The sequence below is a fragment of the Antarcticimicrobium luteum genome, from assembly GCF_004358185.1.
Taxonomy (GTDB): Bacteria; Pseudomonadota; Alphaproteobacteria; order Rhodobacterales; family Rhodobacteraceae; genus Antarcticimicrobium; species Antarcticimicrobium luteum.
This window is the reverse complement of sequence record NZ_SMUV01000065.1, coordinates 98,367-112,880: the sequence shown is the minus strand read 5'-3', so window position 1 is coordinate 112,880 and position 14,514 is coordinate 98,367. Positions and strand designations below refer to the sequence as shown.

General features: G+C 64.6%; 12 protein-coding genes. 10 read left to right on the top strand and 2 right to left on the bottom strand.

Going from position 1 to position 14,514, the window contains the following annotated elements:
• The first annotated feature begins 280 nt into the window (after positions 1–280).
• Positions 281–1,903 carry a M10 family metallopeptidase C-terminal domain-containing protein gene (locus E1832_RS11285; protein WP_133359854.1) on the top strand — a complete coding sequence of 541 codons (1,623 nt, stop codon included), beginning with the start codon at positions 281–283 and terminating at the stop codon, positions 1,901–1,903.
• Positions 1,904–2,393: 490 nt separating this feature from the next.
• On the opposite strand, the gene E1832_RS11280 is transcribed toward E1832_RS11285, so the two are convergent.
• Entirely contained in the window at positions 2,394–3,365 is a 972-nt protein-coding gene (locus tag E1832_RS11280) for a sodium-dependent bicarbonate transport family permease (protein WP_133359853.1), read from the bottom strand.
• A 93-nt stretch (positions 3,366–3,458) separates the two neighbouring features.
• Between E1832_RS11280 and E1832_RS11275 the strand changes: the two genes are divergently transcribed.
• Positions 3,459–4,373 (top strand): hydrogen peroxide-inducible genes activator, encoded by a 915-nt coding sequence (locus tag E1832_RS11275; protein ID WP_133359852.1) that lies wholly within the window; start codon positions 3,459–3,461, stop codon positions 4,371–4,373.
• 163 nt (positions 4,374–4,536) lie between these two features.
• Here E1832_RS11275 and E1832_RS11270 read toward each other — a convergent pair whose 3' ends face one another.
• Positions 4,537–4,878, bottom strand: coding sequence for a TfoX/Sxy family DNA transformation protein (locus E1832_RS11270; protein WP_133359851.1), 342 nt, complete (start codon positions 4,876–4,878; stop codon positions 4,537–4,539).
• Between the two features lie 322 nt (positions 4,879–5,200).
• On the opposite strand from E1832_RS11270, the gene E1832_RS11265 reads away from it, so the two are divergent.
• The 8 genes from E1832_RS11265 to kynU all read left to right on the top strand — a co-directional run bounded on the left by E1832_RS11265 (position 5,201) and on the right by kynU (position 14,496).
• Positions 5,201–7,510 (top strand): bifunctional salicylyl-CoA 5-hydroxylase/oxidoreductase, encoded by a 2,310-nt coding sequence (locus E1832_RS11265; RefSeq protein ID WP_133359850.1) that lies wholly within the window; start codon positions 5,201–5,203, stop codon positions 7,508–7,510.
• The gene (locus E1832_RS11260) at positions 7,507–8,250 is read left to right on the top strand and encodes an SDR family NAD(P)-dependent oxidoreductase (RefSeq protein WP_133359849.1); all 744 of its coding nucleotides are present in this window, start codon (positions 7,507–7,509) and stop codon (positions 8,248–8,250) included. Before E1832_RS11265 ends, E1832_RS11260 begins: the two co-directional genes overlap by 4 nt.
• Entirely contained in the window at positions 8,247–8,723 is a 477-nt protein-coding gene (locus tag E1832_RS11255; protein WP_133359848.1) for a MarR family winged helix-turn-helix transcriptional regulator, read from the top strand. The genes E1832_RS11260 and E1832_RS11255 overlap by 4 nt, the downstream gene beginning before the upstream one ends.
• 2 nt (positions 8,724–8,725) lie before the next feature.
• A complete protein-coding gene (locus tag E1832_RS11250; protein WP_133359847.1) occupies positions 8,726–9,526 on the top strand; it encodes an enoyl-CoA hydratase family protein in 801 nt (266 codons plus the stop codon).
• Positions 9,527–9,600: 74 nt separating this feature from the next.
• Positions 9,601–10,764 (top strand): acyl-CoA dehydrogenase family protein, encoded by a 1,164-nt coding sequence (locus tag E1832_RS11245; RefSeq protein WP_133359846.1) that lies wholly within the window; start codon positions 9,601–9,603, stop codon positions 10,762–10,764.
• Positions 10,765–10,841: 77 nt separating this feature from the next.
• Positions 10,842–12,461 carry an AMP-binding protein gene (locus tag E1832_RS11240; RefSeq protein WP_133359845.1) on the top strand — a complete coding sequence of 540 codons (1,620 nt, stop codon included), beginning with the start codon at positions 10,842–10,844 and terminating at the stop codon, positions 12,459–12,461.
• A complete protein-coding gene (locus E1832_RS11235) occupies positions 12,458–13,297 on the top strand; it encodes a tryptophan 2,3-dioxygenase (RefSeq protein ID WP_133359844.1) in 840 nt (279 codons plus the stop codon). Before E1832_RS11240 ends, E1832_RS11235 begins: the two co-directional genes overlap by 4 nt.
• Before the next feature lie 2 nt (positions 13,298–13,299).
• Positions 13,300–14,496, top strand: coding sequence for a kynureninase (kynU, locus tag E1832_RS11230; RefSeq protein ID WP_133359843.1), 1,197 nt, complete (start codon positions 13,300–13,302; stop codon positions 14,494–14,496).
• The last annotated feature ends 18 nt before the right edge of the window (positions 14,497–14,514 follow it).

The following is a 14,514-nucleotide window of genomic DNA, read 5'->3' as shown; positions in this document are numbered from 1 at the left end:
GTGACTCACGTAGCCAAGGCGACAGCGAGCCGATTGATGGATCCTGAGCCCGGATACTGCACTGGACGGGCTCTGTTGCAACAGAATCGGGAGCGGCCCGTCCACATATGGCACATTGATGCCGTCGGGGGGCGGTCACAACAGCGCCATCCTGACCCCAAAAGTTTCTGCGAAATTTGCGAACAGGGCGAATCTCCTTTACCCTCCCGGTGCTGGATGCGCGAAATTCAGCGAATTTGCTGCTCTTAAAAGCGGCTAACGCATTGAAAAGGAGGAAATCATGAAAGTGCAATTTGGCGAAGACGGCGTTGATGACGTCCTTGCCGGCACGCTTCGTAATGACCAATTAATTGGGCTTAGCGGTGATGACGTTTTGTTGGGTCATGTCGGCGACGATATCTTGGAAGGCGGCGAAGGCTGGGACTACCTTATCGGCGGCATCGGTGATGATTTACTTTTGGGAGGCAATAAGCGTGATGTCTTCGAGTTGACCCAGGGCGACGACACCGCCTTTGGCGGCGATGGAAACGACCATTTCGTTGTCAACGGGTTCGCCGGCGATCACGTGGTGATCACCGATACCTCGGGAAGAAAAGACACGATCGATTTCTCGGGCGGCATCACCAGCGCGCGTATCGACATGAACGCCGGCGCGATCTCGACTGTCGATGATCGCACCATCGAACTGACCGGCCTGTCCGACGACGATGGCGCGCGGGCGCTGGAAATGGTCCTGCTGGAGGATCTGTCCGGCTCGTTCGGCGACGACATCTCGACCGTGAGTGGCCTGGCCGACGATCTGGTCACCGCGATCTCGGGTCTGGCGGCCGATGTGGAACTCGGCCTGGCCAGCTTCATCGACAAGCCGATCTCTCCCTTCGGGAGCACCTCGGACCATGAATACCAGACCCAGCTCGCGCTGACCGGCGACTATGACTCCTGGAAGACCGCGCTTGACGCGCTGGTGCTGGGCAGCGGCGCCGACGGCCCCGAGTCGCAGCTGACCGGCCTGATGCAGGTGGCGCTGCGGACGGCGGAAGTCGGCTGGTCCAGCGACGCGCTGAAGGTCGTGGTTCTGGCCACCGACGCGGTGCCGCATATGGCGGGGGATTTCTCCACCGTTCCGTCCAACGATGGTGACAATGTCACCGACGGGCCCGGCGATGACGGCACCGGCGAAGACTACCCGTCCCTGGATCAGGTCAAGGACGCCCTGCTGAAGGGCGGGATCATCCCGATCTTTGCCGTGTCCGACTTTGGCACCACGGTCACCGAGGCCTATCAGGATATCGTCGATTTCTTCGGCTTTGGCACCGTGGTTGACCTCAGCTCGGACAGCTCGGACATCATCGACGCGATCGAGGGCGGCATCGCCGAGGCGACCGACACCCTGATCGAGAATGCCATCGGCACCGATCAGGACGACGTCATCATCGGCAACGACGCCAACAACGAGATAAAGGGCCGTGACGGCGACGACGTGCTGCGCGGCGCCAAAGGCCGCGACACGCTGTTCGGGAACAAGGGCAGCGACGTGCTTCGTGGCCAGAACGGCTGGGACACACTGGATGGCGGCATCGGCTTTGACCGGCTGGTCGGCAACAAGGGTCAGGATCTTCTCGATGGCGGCCTCGGCAAGGACATCCTGAAGGGTGGCCTCCATGCAGACACGTTCCAGTTCAAGGCCGACGAGATGAACTTTGCCGACGTGGTTGTCGATTACAACGACGGCGCCGATAATTTCAGCGTTCTCGACGACACCGTGCGCAGCTTTGCCGATATTGGCGTGCGGCAGAATGGCGACGACGTTATTCTCGATCTCGACGGCACCGATTTCGCCACCGTGCGCAACACGCTCGCGGCCGATATCGACGCATCGGACTTCACTTTCGGCGTGGCGTAAGCCGAAGCCAAACGATCCGATCCCCCGCCCCGGCTGGCTCATGCCGGGTCTTGGGAAACAAATGCAACGGCTACCGAGAAATACCTCGGTAGCCGTTCGATTTCATGAGTGCATTTTTTTGACCCCGTTTGGACGGGCTCCGGGACTTTTGTCCCGACGCGGCTCTGTTGCAACAGAGCCGGTCAGGGCCGGCCTTGTCGATCGGAGCGTCGGTTGTGGGGCCCAGCCCGTCACGCCGCCGCGAGGCCACTTCGAACCCATTCTGGCGGTTCTGAAGCGATCGTCATTCACGGTTGCAGCGACACCCGGCACGGCAAGGACGGTCCAGAGTTGACCCTGGTGCATAGCGCACCGCGGGTCGGCTCTGGCGCCAGAGTGGTCACACCGAGGGCAACTGCCGCGTCCGCAGGCTCGCAAAGAGCGGGTCGCACACGCGGTATTCGAGCAGATCCTTCCAAGAGTGGGTTGCCAGTCGACCAGGCCGCCCGGATCACGTTCCTAACCCTGCAAGCCAAAGATAGAATGGCAGACCCACCGTGATGTTGAAGGGGAATGTCACGCCCAGTGAAAGCGTCAGATAAATCCCGGATTCCGCCTGGGGAAGGGCGATCCGCATCGCCGCCGGAACCGCGATATACGAGGCGGAGGCAGACAGGACCATCAGCAGGAACAGGCTTCCAGTCTGCAACCCGATCACCGAGCCGACGGCCCAGCCCAGCAATGCGCCGATAACCGGCATCAGCAAGCCGAAGGAGAAGAGCCCCGAATTGAGCATATGGCGGTTTTTCATCAGGCTCCGGCCAGCGGAAATCCCCATATCGAGCAGGAAGAGACACAGGATTCCGGTAAACGGCGTGACGACGAAGGGGGCGATCATCTCCATGCCCCTGTCCTGCGTCACGGCTCCTATCACGAAGGCCCCGGAGAGTAGCACCACAGATCCGTTCGCGAACAACTCCCGGGCCGGAACGCGACCGGCGGTTTTATCGCGGGAAAACCGATGCGCGATCCAGAGCGCCGAAAGGATCGCGGGCACCTCCATGCTTGCGGCGACTGCAACCATGTAGCCATCGAATGCAATGCCCGACAGGTCGAGCAGGCTGGATGCGGCGACGAACGTCACGATCGAGATCGAACCATAGTGCCCTGCCACTGCTGCCGCATTCATCGGATCAAGCCGGGTCATGACCCGCAGCAGCAAGAACGCCAGGAAAGGGATCAGGAAGGACAGAAGCAGGCCGGCCACGATGGCCACAAACAGATCCCCACGCAAACCATGCTCCGCGAGGCTGTGCCCGCCTTTGAACCCGATGGCCAGAAGAAGGTAGAGCGACATGAACTTGGCGGCGCCTTCGGGGATGGACAGATCGCTGCGAACGCCCGCGGCAACAAGTCCAAGGGCGAAGAACAGGATGGTTGGCACCATGAGGTTGCCAGACAAGGTATCAAGGACGGCAGGCATTTGCGAACTCCATTCAGTTCTGCGCCTATTGCCGTATCTTTTGAGATAGCTTAAATACTTTGTATTCGTGATTAACATAGCCTGAGGCTATTTATGAGGCCCACGCTTCGCCAACTGGAATACATTGTCACGGTGCATCAGCTCGGCGGGTTCGGACTTGCTGCGGAAACCCTGCACGTGAGCCAACCAAGCCTGTCCAACCAGATCGCCGCCGTGGAAACCGACCTTGGTGTGCGTCTGTTCACGCGCGGCCGCGGCGGCGCACGCGCCACGGCAAAAGGCCTCGAATTCGTCCACCGCGCGCGTCGCATCCTGGCAGAGGTGGAAAATCTGCGCACCGTCATGACCTCCGCATTGCCCTTCGGGGGGCGTCTGCGGCTCGGCGTTCTGCCATCGATTGGTCCCTATCTCCTGCCACAAGTGATGCGGGCACTGCACCGCGATCAACCCGACCTGCGCGTTATCGTGCGTGAAGAGAATACCTTGCGGCTGGATGAGGGGATCCGGAACGGCCGCTTCGATGCGATCATCTCCACCCCGGAAGATCACCCGAACACCTGGCAAGGCCCCTTGTTCACAGAGCCCCTGTGGGTCGCTGTCGCGACAGACCATCCCATCGCCGCCCTTGCGTGTGTCAGCACGACCGACCTGGTCGGTCAGCGTCTGCTGACGCTGGATACGGGGCACCGACTGGCGCGTATCGTTTACGGTCTCGCCGGTCTCAGTGGTGGACTGGTGTCCGACGATTACGAGGGCACCAGCCTCGACTCCATCGTGTTGATGGCCGCGACCGGTGCCGGGGTTGCGGTTCTTCCCGACCTGTTCGCACGTCGGCAGGCGATCCACCGCGAAGAAGTCGTCGTCAGGCCTCTTGTCATGCAGGATGCGAACCGGGGTATCAGCCTGTTGTTTCCGGCCGATCAGTCCTTCGATGAAAGCCGCGACCGTTTGGTCATGGCGATACGAGACGCTGCAAAGTCGCTCGGTCTGGCCGTGTCCGAACCGTGAATTAGCGGGAGCAATGCCGCGCCAGACCGGCCGTTCGGATGAAGCGCGGCGAAAGTCTGTTTCCCGCCCATCGTTTCGAATGTTGCATGGTGCGCGACTGTCGCGGCAGGGCTCGAAACGGCCATTGCGCGGCCATCGCTCCCTTTTTCGGCCCTTTCCCCCCTCACCGCCGCCGCTCGATCACACCGATGGCGTCGAGCGCTGCCTCGAGCGCGCTGCGGCCCGGATCGCCCTTGCCTCTGGCCGCAGAGCAGATGGCGTCGAAGCGGCGGCGCAGCGCCGCCTTCTCCTCGCCCTGGCAATCGTTCCAGGGACGGCCCTGCAACCCCATAACCAGCGCATAGTAGCCGATGAAATGCGGCCGGCTGCCCGCCGCCAGCAGCCGTTCATAGGCGGCGTCGGCCCCGAGCGCGCGCAACGCTTCGGCCGAGCCGATACCGGCGCGGGCAAAACTCTCCTCGGAGGCGGGGCCGAGGTTGCGGATGGTCGAGACGGGGTCGGACATGGGTGAACCCTATCGCGACCGGCGGCGCCTTGCCAATCGGGATGCGGGCCGGTCGGATCGATATTTTTTCCCCGCGGGATGCGCTGTTCGGGGGCGGCGGCGCCTTGGCTGCGACTGTCGGGCCGCCGGTTGGACATCGCCGGCGGCCGGGACCGGCCCCAGGCCGTCGAGGCGCCTGGTCGATAGCTGTCATGGTAATATTTAACCATGAATGGTTAGGGTATATAATGTTTAAGCTTGAAGTAAAACCCGACTCGCTCTAGCGTTTCCTCAGCGGCCGGGTTTTCGGCCACGGGAAAACAGCCACAGGGGGAGTGACCTCATGCGTATTGCGTGTCTGGGCGGCGGGCCGGCGGGGCTCTATTTTGCAATCTCGATGAAACTGCGCGACCCAAACCACGAGGTCGTGGTGATCGAGCGCAACCGCGCCAACGATACCTTCGGCTGGGGCGTGGTGCTGTCCGACGACGCGCTGGAAAACCTGCGCGAGAACGACCCGGTGAGCGCGGAGGCGATCCGCGAGCATTTCGCCTATTGGGACGACATCGCCGTGGTGCATGACGGCGTGCGCACCGTCTCGGGCGGGCACGGCTTCGCGGGCATCGGTCGCAAGCAGATGCTGATCCTGCTGCAGGAACGGGCGCGCGAGCTGGGTGTCGATCTGCGCTTTGAGACCGAGTTCGACTCGGCCGAGGCGATCCGGCACGAGTATGACCTCGTGGTCGCCTGCGACGGGCTGAACTCCCGCGTGCGCACCGAATATGCAGAGCACTTCAAGCCCGACATCGACACCCGAAAGTGCAAGTTCATCTGGCTCGGCACCCATCAGCGGTTCGATGACGCCTTTACCTTCATCTTCGAGAAGACCGAGCATGGCTGGATCTGGGCGCATGCCTACCAGTTCGACGACGAGACCGCGACTTTCATCGTCGAATGCTCGCAGCAGACCTGGGAGAATTTCGGCTTCGAGGGGATGAGCAAGGAAGAGATCGTCGAGACCTGCCGCAAGGTGTTCGAGGATCATCTGGGCGGGCACGAGCTGATGTCGAACGCCGATCACCTGCGCGGCTCGGCGGTCTGGATCAACTTTCCCCGGGTGCTCTGCGAGAAATGGTATCACGAGAACGTCGTGCTGCTTGGCGATGCCTCGGCCACCGCGCATTTCTCCATTGGCTCGGGCTCTCGGCTGGCCTTTGACAGCGCCATCGCGCTGGCCAACTACCTGCAGTCCGAGGCGACGCTGGAGAGGGCGTTCGAGCGCTATCAGGAGGAGCGGCGGCTGGATGTGCTACGTCTGCAATCTGCCGCCCGCAACTCGCTGGAATGGTTCGAGGAGGTCGAACGCTATCTCGATCTGGACCCGGTGCAGTTCAACTATTCGCTGCTGACCCGGTCGCAGCGGATTTCCCACGAAAACCTGCGTCTGCGCGATCCGGAATGGCTGGCCTCGGCGGAGAAATGGTTCCAGATGCAGGCCGGCGTGCCCGCGGATGCGCCGGTGCGCGCGCCGATGTTCGCCCCCTTCAAGCTGCGCGACATGGAACTGATCGACCGCGTCGTCGTCTCGCCCATGGCCCAGTACAAGGCGGTCGACGGCTGTCCGACCGACTGGCACTTTGTCCATTATTCGGAACGTGCCAAGGGCGGCGCCGCGCTGGTCTATACCGAGATGACCTGCGTCAGCCCGGAGGGGCGGATCACCCCCGGCTGCCCCGGCCTCTATGCGCCCGAGCATGAGGCGGCGTGGAAACGCCTGACCGATTTCGTTCATGCCGAGACGCAGGCCAGGATGTGCTGTCAGATCGGCCATTCGGGGCGCAAGGGGTCGACCTGCGTGCCCTGGGACGGCGGTGGCATGGACGCGCCGCTGGCAGACGGCAACTGGGAGATTCTGGCGCCCTCGCCGCTGCCCTACAAACCGGCCAGCCAGACCCCGCGCGAGATGACACGCGCGGACATGGACGCGGTTCGCGACCAGTTCGTGGAGGCCGCCAAGATGGCAGAGCGCGCCGGCTTCGACATGATCGAGCTGCACGCCGCCCATGGCTATCTGATCGGCAGCTTCCTGTCGCCGGCCACCAACCGGCGCTCGGACGAGTATGGCGGCAGCCTGGAAAACCGCCTGCGCTTCCCGCTGGAGGTCTTCAACGCGATGCGCGCGGTCTGGCCAGAAAGCAAGCCGATGTCGGTGCGGATCTCGGCCCATGACTGGGTTGGAGAGGACGGAAACCTGCCCGAGGACGCGGTTGAGATCGCCAAGGCCTTTGACGCGGCCGGGGCCGACATCATCGACGTCTCCTCGGGACAGACCGTCTCCGAGGAACAGCCGGTCTATGGCCGCATGTTCCAGGTGCCCTTCTCTGACCGCATCCGCAACCAGACCGGGATCAGGACCATGGCGGTCGGCAATATCTATGAGCCCGACCATGTGAACTCGATCCTGATGGCGGGGCGGGCCGATCTGGTCTGCCTGGCGCGGGCGCATCTGGCCGATCCCTACTGGACGCTGCACGCGGGAAGCCAGCTGGGCGATCGCCATGCGGTCTGGCCCGATCCCTATCGCGGCGGACGTGACCTCTATTGGCGCCTGGCCGAGCGGGAACGCGAGGCAGAAGCGGCGATGAAGGTATGAGCCTGGCGGACAGACATGCCGTCGTCACCGGCGGCGGCACCGGGGTGGGGGCCGAGGTGGCCCGCGCCCTGGCCGCGGCGGGGGCCAAGGTCACCATCATGGGGCGCTCGGAGGCCACGCTCAAGGCGCAGGGGCTGCCCTACCGGCTTTGCGACGTGACCGACGCGGACTCGGTGCGGGCCGCATTCGAGGCTGCCCGCGCCGCGCAGGGGCCGGTGTCGGTCATGGTCGCCAACGCCGGCGCCGCCGAGAGCGTGCCGTTTTCGCGGATGACGCCCGAGCATCTGAACGCCATGCTGGCGGTCAATCTGGTGGGCGTGTCGAACTGCTGGCAGGCGGCGCTGCCGGACATGAAGGCGGCGGGCTGGGGACGGATGATCGCCGTGGCCTCCACCGCCGCGCAAAAGGGCTATCCCTATGTGGCGGCCTATTGTGCCGCCAAGCATGGGGTTCTTGGCCTGACGCGGGCGCTGTCGGTGGAACTGGCGGCCACCGGGATCACGGTCAATGCGCTTTGCCCCGGATTCATCGAGACGCCGCTGCTTGAGCGGTCCATCGGGAATATCGTCAAGACCACTGGTATGAGCGCGGAACAGGCGGCAAACTCGCTGAAATCCGGCAACCCGCAGAAACGGTTCATCCAGACCGATGAAGTGGCCGGCGCCGCGATCTGGCTGTGTTCCGAGGCGGCGCGATCCGTCAATGGCCATGCGCTCAGCATTTCGGGAGGGGAGACATGACACCGCAATCTGTTGAAACCGGGGCCGATGAACCGATGTCGAAGATGCGGCTGCGGCTATGGCTCAAGCTGCTGAAGGCCAGCAACCTGATCGAAGACCAGATCCGCCGCCGCCTGCGCGAGGATTTCCAGACGACCCTGCCGCGCTTTGACGTGATGTCGGCGCTGGCGCGCAGCCCCGAGGGGCTGAAGATGTCGCAGATTTCGGACATGCTGCGGGTGTCGAACGGCAATGTCACCGGCATTGTCGACCGGCTGACCGACGAGGGGCTGGCCCTGCGGGTGGCGGTGCCGGGGGACCGGCGCGCCTCGCAGGTGCGGCTGACGGCCAAGGGCAAGCGGACCTTTGCCGAACAGGCGGCCGCGCATGAGACCTGGATCGACGACATGCTGGACCGGCTCGATGCCGACGATGTCGAGGGGATGATCCGCCGCCTCGACTATCTCAACGACACTCTGGAGGAGAATGACTGACCATGCGCAGCGACGTGAAGCACTTCAAATGCGAGATTGAGGACGGCATCGCCACCATCGCGCTCGACCGGCCCGAGCGGAAGAACCCGCTGACCTTCGACAGCTATGCCGAACTGCGCGACTGGTTCCGCGACCTGCATTACGATGACGAGGTCGGGGCGGTGGTCTTCACCTCCAACGGCGGCAACTTCAGCTCGGGCGGGGATGTGCACGACATCATCGGCCCGCTGACCAAAATGAACATGAAGGAGCTTTTGACCTTCACCCGGATGACCGGCGATCTGGTCAAGGCAATGGTGAACTGCGGCAAGCCGATCATCGCCGCCGTGGACGGCATCTGCGCCGGCGCCGGCGCGATCATCGCCATGGCCTCCGACCTGCGGGTGGCAACGCCCGAGGCGAAGGTGGCGTTCCTGTTCAACCGGGTCGGGTTGGCGGGCTGCGACATGGGCGCCTGCGCGATCCTGCCACGCATCATCGGTCAGGGGCGGGCGGCTGAACTGCTGTATCTTGGCCGCGCGATGAGCGCCGAGGAAGGCCACGCCTGGGGGTTCTTCAACAACGTGGTGCCCGCCGGCGAGCTGGAGGCCACAGCGCAGAAACTGGCATCGCGCATCGCCGCCGGACCCAACTTCGCCAACATGATGACCAAGACCATGCTGGCGCAGGAATGGTGCATGTCGATCGAGCAGGCGATCGAGGCCGAGGCGCAGGCGCAGGCGATCTGCATGCAGGGGCAGGATTTCCACCGCGCCTATCATGCGTTTGTGGCCAAGGAAAAACCGGTGTTCGAGGGCGACTGACCGGCTCGCGCGGGGGCGGCGTCGGGTCGCCTCCAGCGGGAGTATTTGAAACGAGAAGAAGGGGAGGGGCGCATATGTCCGACCGCAGTTTTCTGGACTGGCCGTTTTTCGAGCCGCGCCACAAGGCGCTGGCCGACGCATTGGAGAGCTGGGCGCAGTCGCATCTGTCCGCCATCGACCATTCCGACACCGATGCCGCCTGCCGCGCGCTGGTGCCCGGGCTGGGCGAGGCCGGGTTCCTGACCCATTCCGCCGTCGATCCGGAGACCGGGACGGGCCTCGATGTGCGCAGCCTGTGCCTGATCCGCGAGACGCTGGCGCGCCATGACGGTCTGGCCGATTTCGCCTTTGCGATGCAGGGGCTGGGCACCGGGGCGATCTCGCTGTTCGGCACGCCGGCGCAGCGCGGCGAATGGCTGACGCAGACCCGGGCGGGCAAGGTGATCTCGGCCTTCGCTCTGACCGAACCGGCCTCCGGCTCGGACGTTGCCAATTCGGCGATGACGGCGACCCGCGACGGCGACCATTTCGTGCTGAATGGTGAGAAGACCTGGATCTCCAACGGCGGCATTGCCGATGTCTACTGCGTCTTCGCCCGCACGGGCGAGGCGCCGGGCGCCAAGGGGCTGTCGTGCTTCATTGTGCCGGCGGATACGCCCGGGCTTGAGATCGCCGAACGGCTGGAGGTGATCGCGCCGCACCCCTTGGCGACGCTGCACTTCACCGATTGCCGGATCCCGGTCTCGGCCCTTCTGGGAGAGGCGGGCGCCGGGTTCCGGATCGCCATGTCGGTGCTGGACGTCTTCCGCTCCACCGTCGCGGCCGCGGCGCTGGGGTTTGCCCGCCGGGCGCTGGACGAGGCGCTGCACCGCGTCACCACGCGCAAGGTGCAGGGCGCACCGCTGTTCGATCTGCAGATGGTGCAGGGCCATATCGCCGACATGGCACTGGATGTGGACGCTGCCGCGCTGCTGGTCTATCGCGCCGCCTGGACCAAGGACAGCGGCGCGCCGCGGGTCACCCGCGAGGCGGCGATGGCCAAGCTTTTCGCCACCGACCGGGCGCAGCAGGTGATCGACAAGGCGGTGCAGCTGCACGGCGGCGATGGCGTGCGATCGGGCGAGACGGTGGAAAAACTGTACCGTGAGATCCGCGCGCTGCGCATCTACGAGGGGGCCTCGGACGTCCAGCGCGTGGTCATCGCGCGCCAGGCGTTGGGGGCGTTCCAGCAAGGTTAGGCGCAAGACCGACAGGGCCGGGGCCAAGCCGCGACAGACGGTGGAGCCCGGCGCCATTCAGGAGAGGTAAGACACATATGCTCAGACCATCTGCCCATAGCGATACATTCACCCGCGACAACCTGCCGGCGCCGGAGACCTGGCCCGACCTTCTGCTGGACGGGTTCGACTATCCTGACCGGTTGAACGCGGCGGTGGAACTGACCGACGCCATGGTGGCCCGGGGCTTTGGCGATCATACCGCGCTGATCGGCAACGGGCGGCGGCGCACCTACAAGGAGCTGTCCGACTGGACCAGCCGGCTGGCGCATGTGCTGGTTGACGATTTTGGCGTCAAGCCGGGCAACCGGGTGATGATCCGCTCGGCCAACAACCCGGCGATGGTGGCCTGCTGGCTGGCGGCGACCAAGGCGGGCGCGGTGGTGGTCAACACGATGCCGATGCTGCGCGCGGGCGAGTTGGCCAAATACGTGGACAAGGCCGAGATCACCCATGCGCTCTGCGACACTCGCCTGATGGAAGAGATGATCGCCTGCGCCAAGGACAGCGACGTGCTGGAAACCGTGGTCGGCTTTGACGGCACTTCCAACCACGACGCGGAACTGGACCGGCTGGCCCTGCAGAAACCGGTGACGTTCGACGCGGTGGACACCGCGCAGGACGACGTGGCGCTGATCGGCTTCACCTCCGGCTCCACCGGAGAGCCCAAGGGGACGATGCATTTTCACCGCGATCTTCTGATCATCGCCGACGGCTATGCCAAGGAGGTGCTGAACGTCACGCCCGATGATGTGTTCATCGGCTCGCCGCCGCTGGCCTTTACCTTTGGTCTTGGCGGGCTGGCGATCTTTCCGCTGCGCTTCGGGGCGGCGGCGACACTGTTGGAAAACGCCTCGCCGCCGAACATGATCGAGATCATCGAGACCTACAAGGCGACGGTCTGTTTTACCGCGCCGACCGCCTATCGCGCCATGCTGGTGGCGATGGAAGAGGGGGCGGATCTGTCCTCGCTGCGTGCCGCGGTATCGGCCGGGGAAACCCTGCCGGCGCCGGTGTTCGAGCAGTGGATGCTGAAGACCGGCAAGCCGATGCTGGACGGCATCGGCGCGACCGAGATGCTGCATATCTTCATCACCAACCGCTTCGACGACTACAAACCCGCCTGCACCGGCAAACCGGTGGCCGGCTATGAGGCCAGGGTGATCGGCGAGGATGGCCAGGAGATGCCGCGCGGAGAGGTGGGGCGGCTGGCGGTGCGCGGTCCGACCGGTTGCCGCTATCTCGGCGGGCAGCGGCAGACCGACTATGTCCAGGACGGCTGGAACGTCACCGGAGACGCCTTCGTGCAGGACGAGGAGGGCTATTTCCACTTTGCCGCGCGCAATGACGACATCATCCTGTCGGCGGGCTACAACATCGCCGGCCCCGAGGTCGAGGCGGCGCTGCTGGCGCATGAGGCGGTGCTGGAATGCGCGGTGATCGGCGCGCCGGACGAGGCGCGCGGCCAGATCGTCGAGGCGCATGTGGTCCTTGGTGCGGGGCATACGCCGGGCGAGTTGACGGCCAAGCTGTTGCAGGACCACGTCAAGGCAACGATCGCGCCCTATAAATACCCGCGCTCGGTGGTCTTCGCCAAGGAGTTGCCCAAGACCGAGTCCGGCAAGATTCAACGCTTCAGACTGCGAGACGCGAAATGACCGGATCCGCCTATGATCCCGGCGCCGAAGGCGCAAGGATGAGCTTTGCCGACGCCATGTCCTATGGCGATTATCTGGGGCTGGACGCGCTGCTGGAGCAGCAGCGCCCGCTGAGCGGCGCGCATGACGAGATGCTGTTCATCATCCAGCACCAGACCAGCGAGCTGTGGATGAAGCTGGCCATTCACGAGATGGCGGGCGCCCGCGACGCGATGAACGCGGGCCGGATGCCGCAGGCGTTCAAGATGCTGGCGCGGGTCAGCCGCATCTTTGAACAGCTCAACAACGCCTGGGACGTGCTGCGCACCATGACGCCGGCCGATTACACCCGCTTCCGCGAGGCGCTGGGGCCGTCCTCGGGGTTCCAGTCGTATCAGTACCGGATGATCGAATACATCCTGGGCAACCGGAATCCCAACATGCTCAAACCGCACGCGCATGTGCCGCAGGTGCATGCGATGCTGGCCGGGGAACTGGCGCGGCCCAGTTTCTACGACGACGTGATCCGGCTGCTCTTTACCACCATCGACGGGCCCGAGGCGCAGGTGCCCGCGCCGCAACTGGATCAGCCGCACAAGGCGCTGCCCGAGGTGCAGGCGAAGTGGAAGCAGGTCTATGAGGATGTCGACAGCTGGTGGACGCTGTACGAGCTGGGCGAAAAACTGGTGGATCTGGAGGACTACTTCCGCCGCTGGCGGTTCAACCATGTCACCACGGTGGAACGGGTGATCGGCTTCAAGCGCGGCACCGGCGGCACCTCTGGCGTGCAATACCTGCGCCGGATGCTGGAGGTGGAGCTGTTTCCTGAACTTTGGCATTTGCGCGGAGAATTGTGACGATGACCCAATCGACCTTGCCCCGAAAGGATCTGTTCGATCTGCCCGAGGGCGTCCTTTATCTCGACGGAAACTCGCTGGGGCCGCTGCCGAAGGGCGCGGTGGAGCGGGTGAGCGAGGTGATGCGCGCCGAATGGGGCGGCGAACTGATCAAGGCCTGGAACAGCGCCGGATGGATGGAGCTGCCACGCGTTGTGGGCGACCGGATCGGCCAGCTGATCGGCGCGCCCGCGGGCAGCGTCGCCACCGGCGACACGCTGTCGATCAAGGTCTATCAGGCGCTGGCCGCCGCGCTGAAGATGCGCCCGGGCCGAAAGGTGATCCTGTCCGACAACGGCAACTTCCCCTCCGATCTCTACATGGCCGAGGGGCTGGTCGGGCTGCTGGGGCAGGGGTACGAGTTGCGCACCCCCGACCCCGAGGCGGTGGCCGAGGCCATCACCGAGGACGTCGCGGTCGTGATGCTGACCCATGTGGATTACCGCAGCGGGCGGATGCACGACATGCAGGCGATCACCAGACGCGCCCATGCGGCGGGCGCTGTGATGATCTGGGATCTGGCGCACAGCGCCGGCGCGGTGCCGGTAGACCTCGCGGGCAGCAACTGCGAATTCGCGGTGGGCTGTTCCTACAAATACCTCAACGGCGGTCCCGGCGCGCCGGCCTTCATCTATGCCCGCCCCGATATCGTCGAGGAGGTGCAGCCGGCGCTGTCGGGCTGGCTGGGCCATGACGCGCCCTTTGCGATGGAGCGGCACTATCGCCCCGCGATGTCGACCGAAAGGTTGCGGGTCGGCACACCGCCGATCCTGCAACTGGCGGTGTTGCAACAGGCGCTCGCCGCCTGGGACGGGGTGGATATGGCGGACCTGCGCGCCGCCTCGCTGGCGCTGACCGAGCGGTTCATCGCCGAGGTCGAGGTGCGCTGCCCGCAGCTTGAACTCGCCACCCCGCGCGACGGCGCGATCCGGGGCAGCCAGGTCTCGTTCCGGTTCGAGCATGGTTATGCAGCCATGCAGGCACTGATCGACCGCGGCGTGATCGGCGATTTCCGGGCGCCCGACATCATGCGCTTTGGCTTCACCCCGCTTTACATCGACGAGGGCGACGTGGTGGCGGCGGCCGAGATCATCGAAGAGGTGATCGGGCAGGAGCTGTGGCGCGACGCGAAATACCAGACCCGCTCGCGGGTGACCTGAGACAGAACGGAACGGAAA

Excerpts from the sequence above, each read along its gene's own strand:
- E1832_RS11285 (WP_133359854.1), top strand. The coding sequence starts at position 281 with ATGAAAGTGCAATTTGGCGAAGACGGCGTTGATGACGTCCTTGCCGGC.
- E1832_RS11280 (WP_133359853.1), bottom strand. The coding sequence starts at position 3,365 with ATGCCTGCCGTCCTTGATACCTTGTCTGGCAACCTCATGGTGCCAACC.
- E1832_RS11275 (WP_133359852.1), top strand. The coding sequence starts at position 3,459 with ATGAGGCCCACGCTTCGCCAACTGGAATACATTGTCACGGTGCATCAG.
- E1832_RS11270 (WP_133359851.1), bottom strand. The coding sequence starts at position 4,878 with ATGTCCGACCCCGTCTCGACCATCCGCAACCTCGGCCCCGCCTCCGAG.
- E1832_RS11265 (WP_133359850.1), top strand. The coding sequence starts at position 5,201 with ATGCGTATTGCGTGTCTGGGCGGCGGGCCGGCGGGGCTCTATTTTGCA.
- E1832_RS11260 (WP_133359849.1), top strand. The coding sequence starts at position 7,507 with ATGAGCCTGGCGGACAGACATGCCGTCGTCACCGGCGGCGGCACCGGG.
- E1832_RS11255 (WP_133359848.1), top strand. The coding sequence starts at position 8,247 with ATGACACCGCAATCTGTTGAAACCGGGGCCGATGAACCGATGTCGAAG.
- E1832_RS11250 (WP_133359847.1), top strand. The coding sequence starts at position 8,726 with ATGCGCAGCGACGTGAAGCACTTCAAATGCGAGATTGAGGACGGCATC.
- E1832_RS11245 (WP_133359846.1), top strand. The coding sequence starts at position 9,601 with ATGTCCGACCGCAGTTTTCTGGACTGGCCGTTTTTCGAGCCGCGCCAC.
- E1832_RS11240 (WP_133359845.1), top strand. The coding sequence starts at position 10,842 with ATGCTCAGACCATCTGCCCATAGCGATACATTCACCCGCGACAACCTG.
- E1832_RS11235 (WP_133359844.1), top strand. The coding sequence starts at position 12,458 with ATGACCGGATCCGCCTATGATCCCGGCGCCGAAGGCGCAAGGATGAGC.
- kynU (WP_133359843.1), top strand. The coding sequence starts at position 13,300 with ATGACCCAATCGACCTTGCCCCGAAAGGATCTGTTCGATCTGCCCGAG.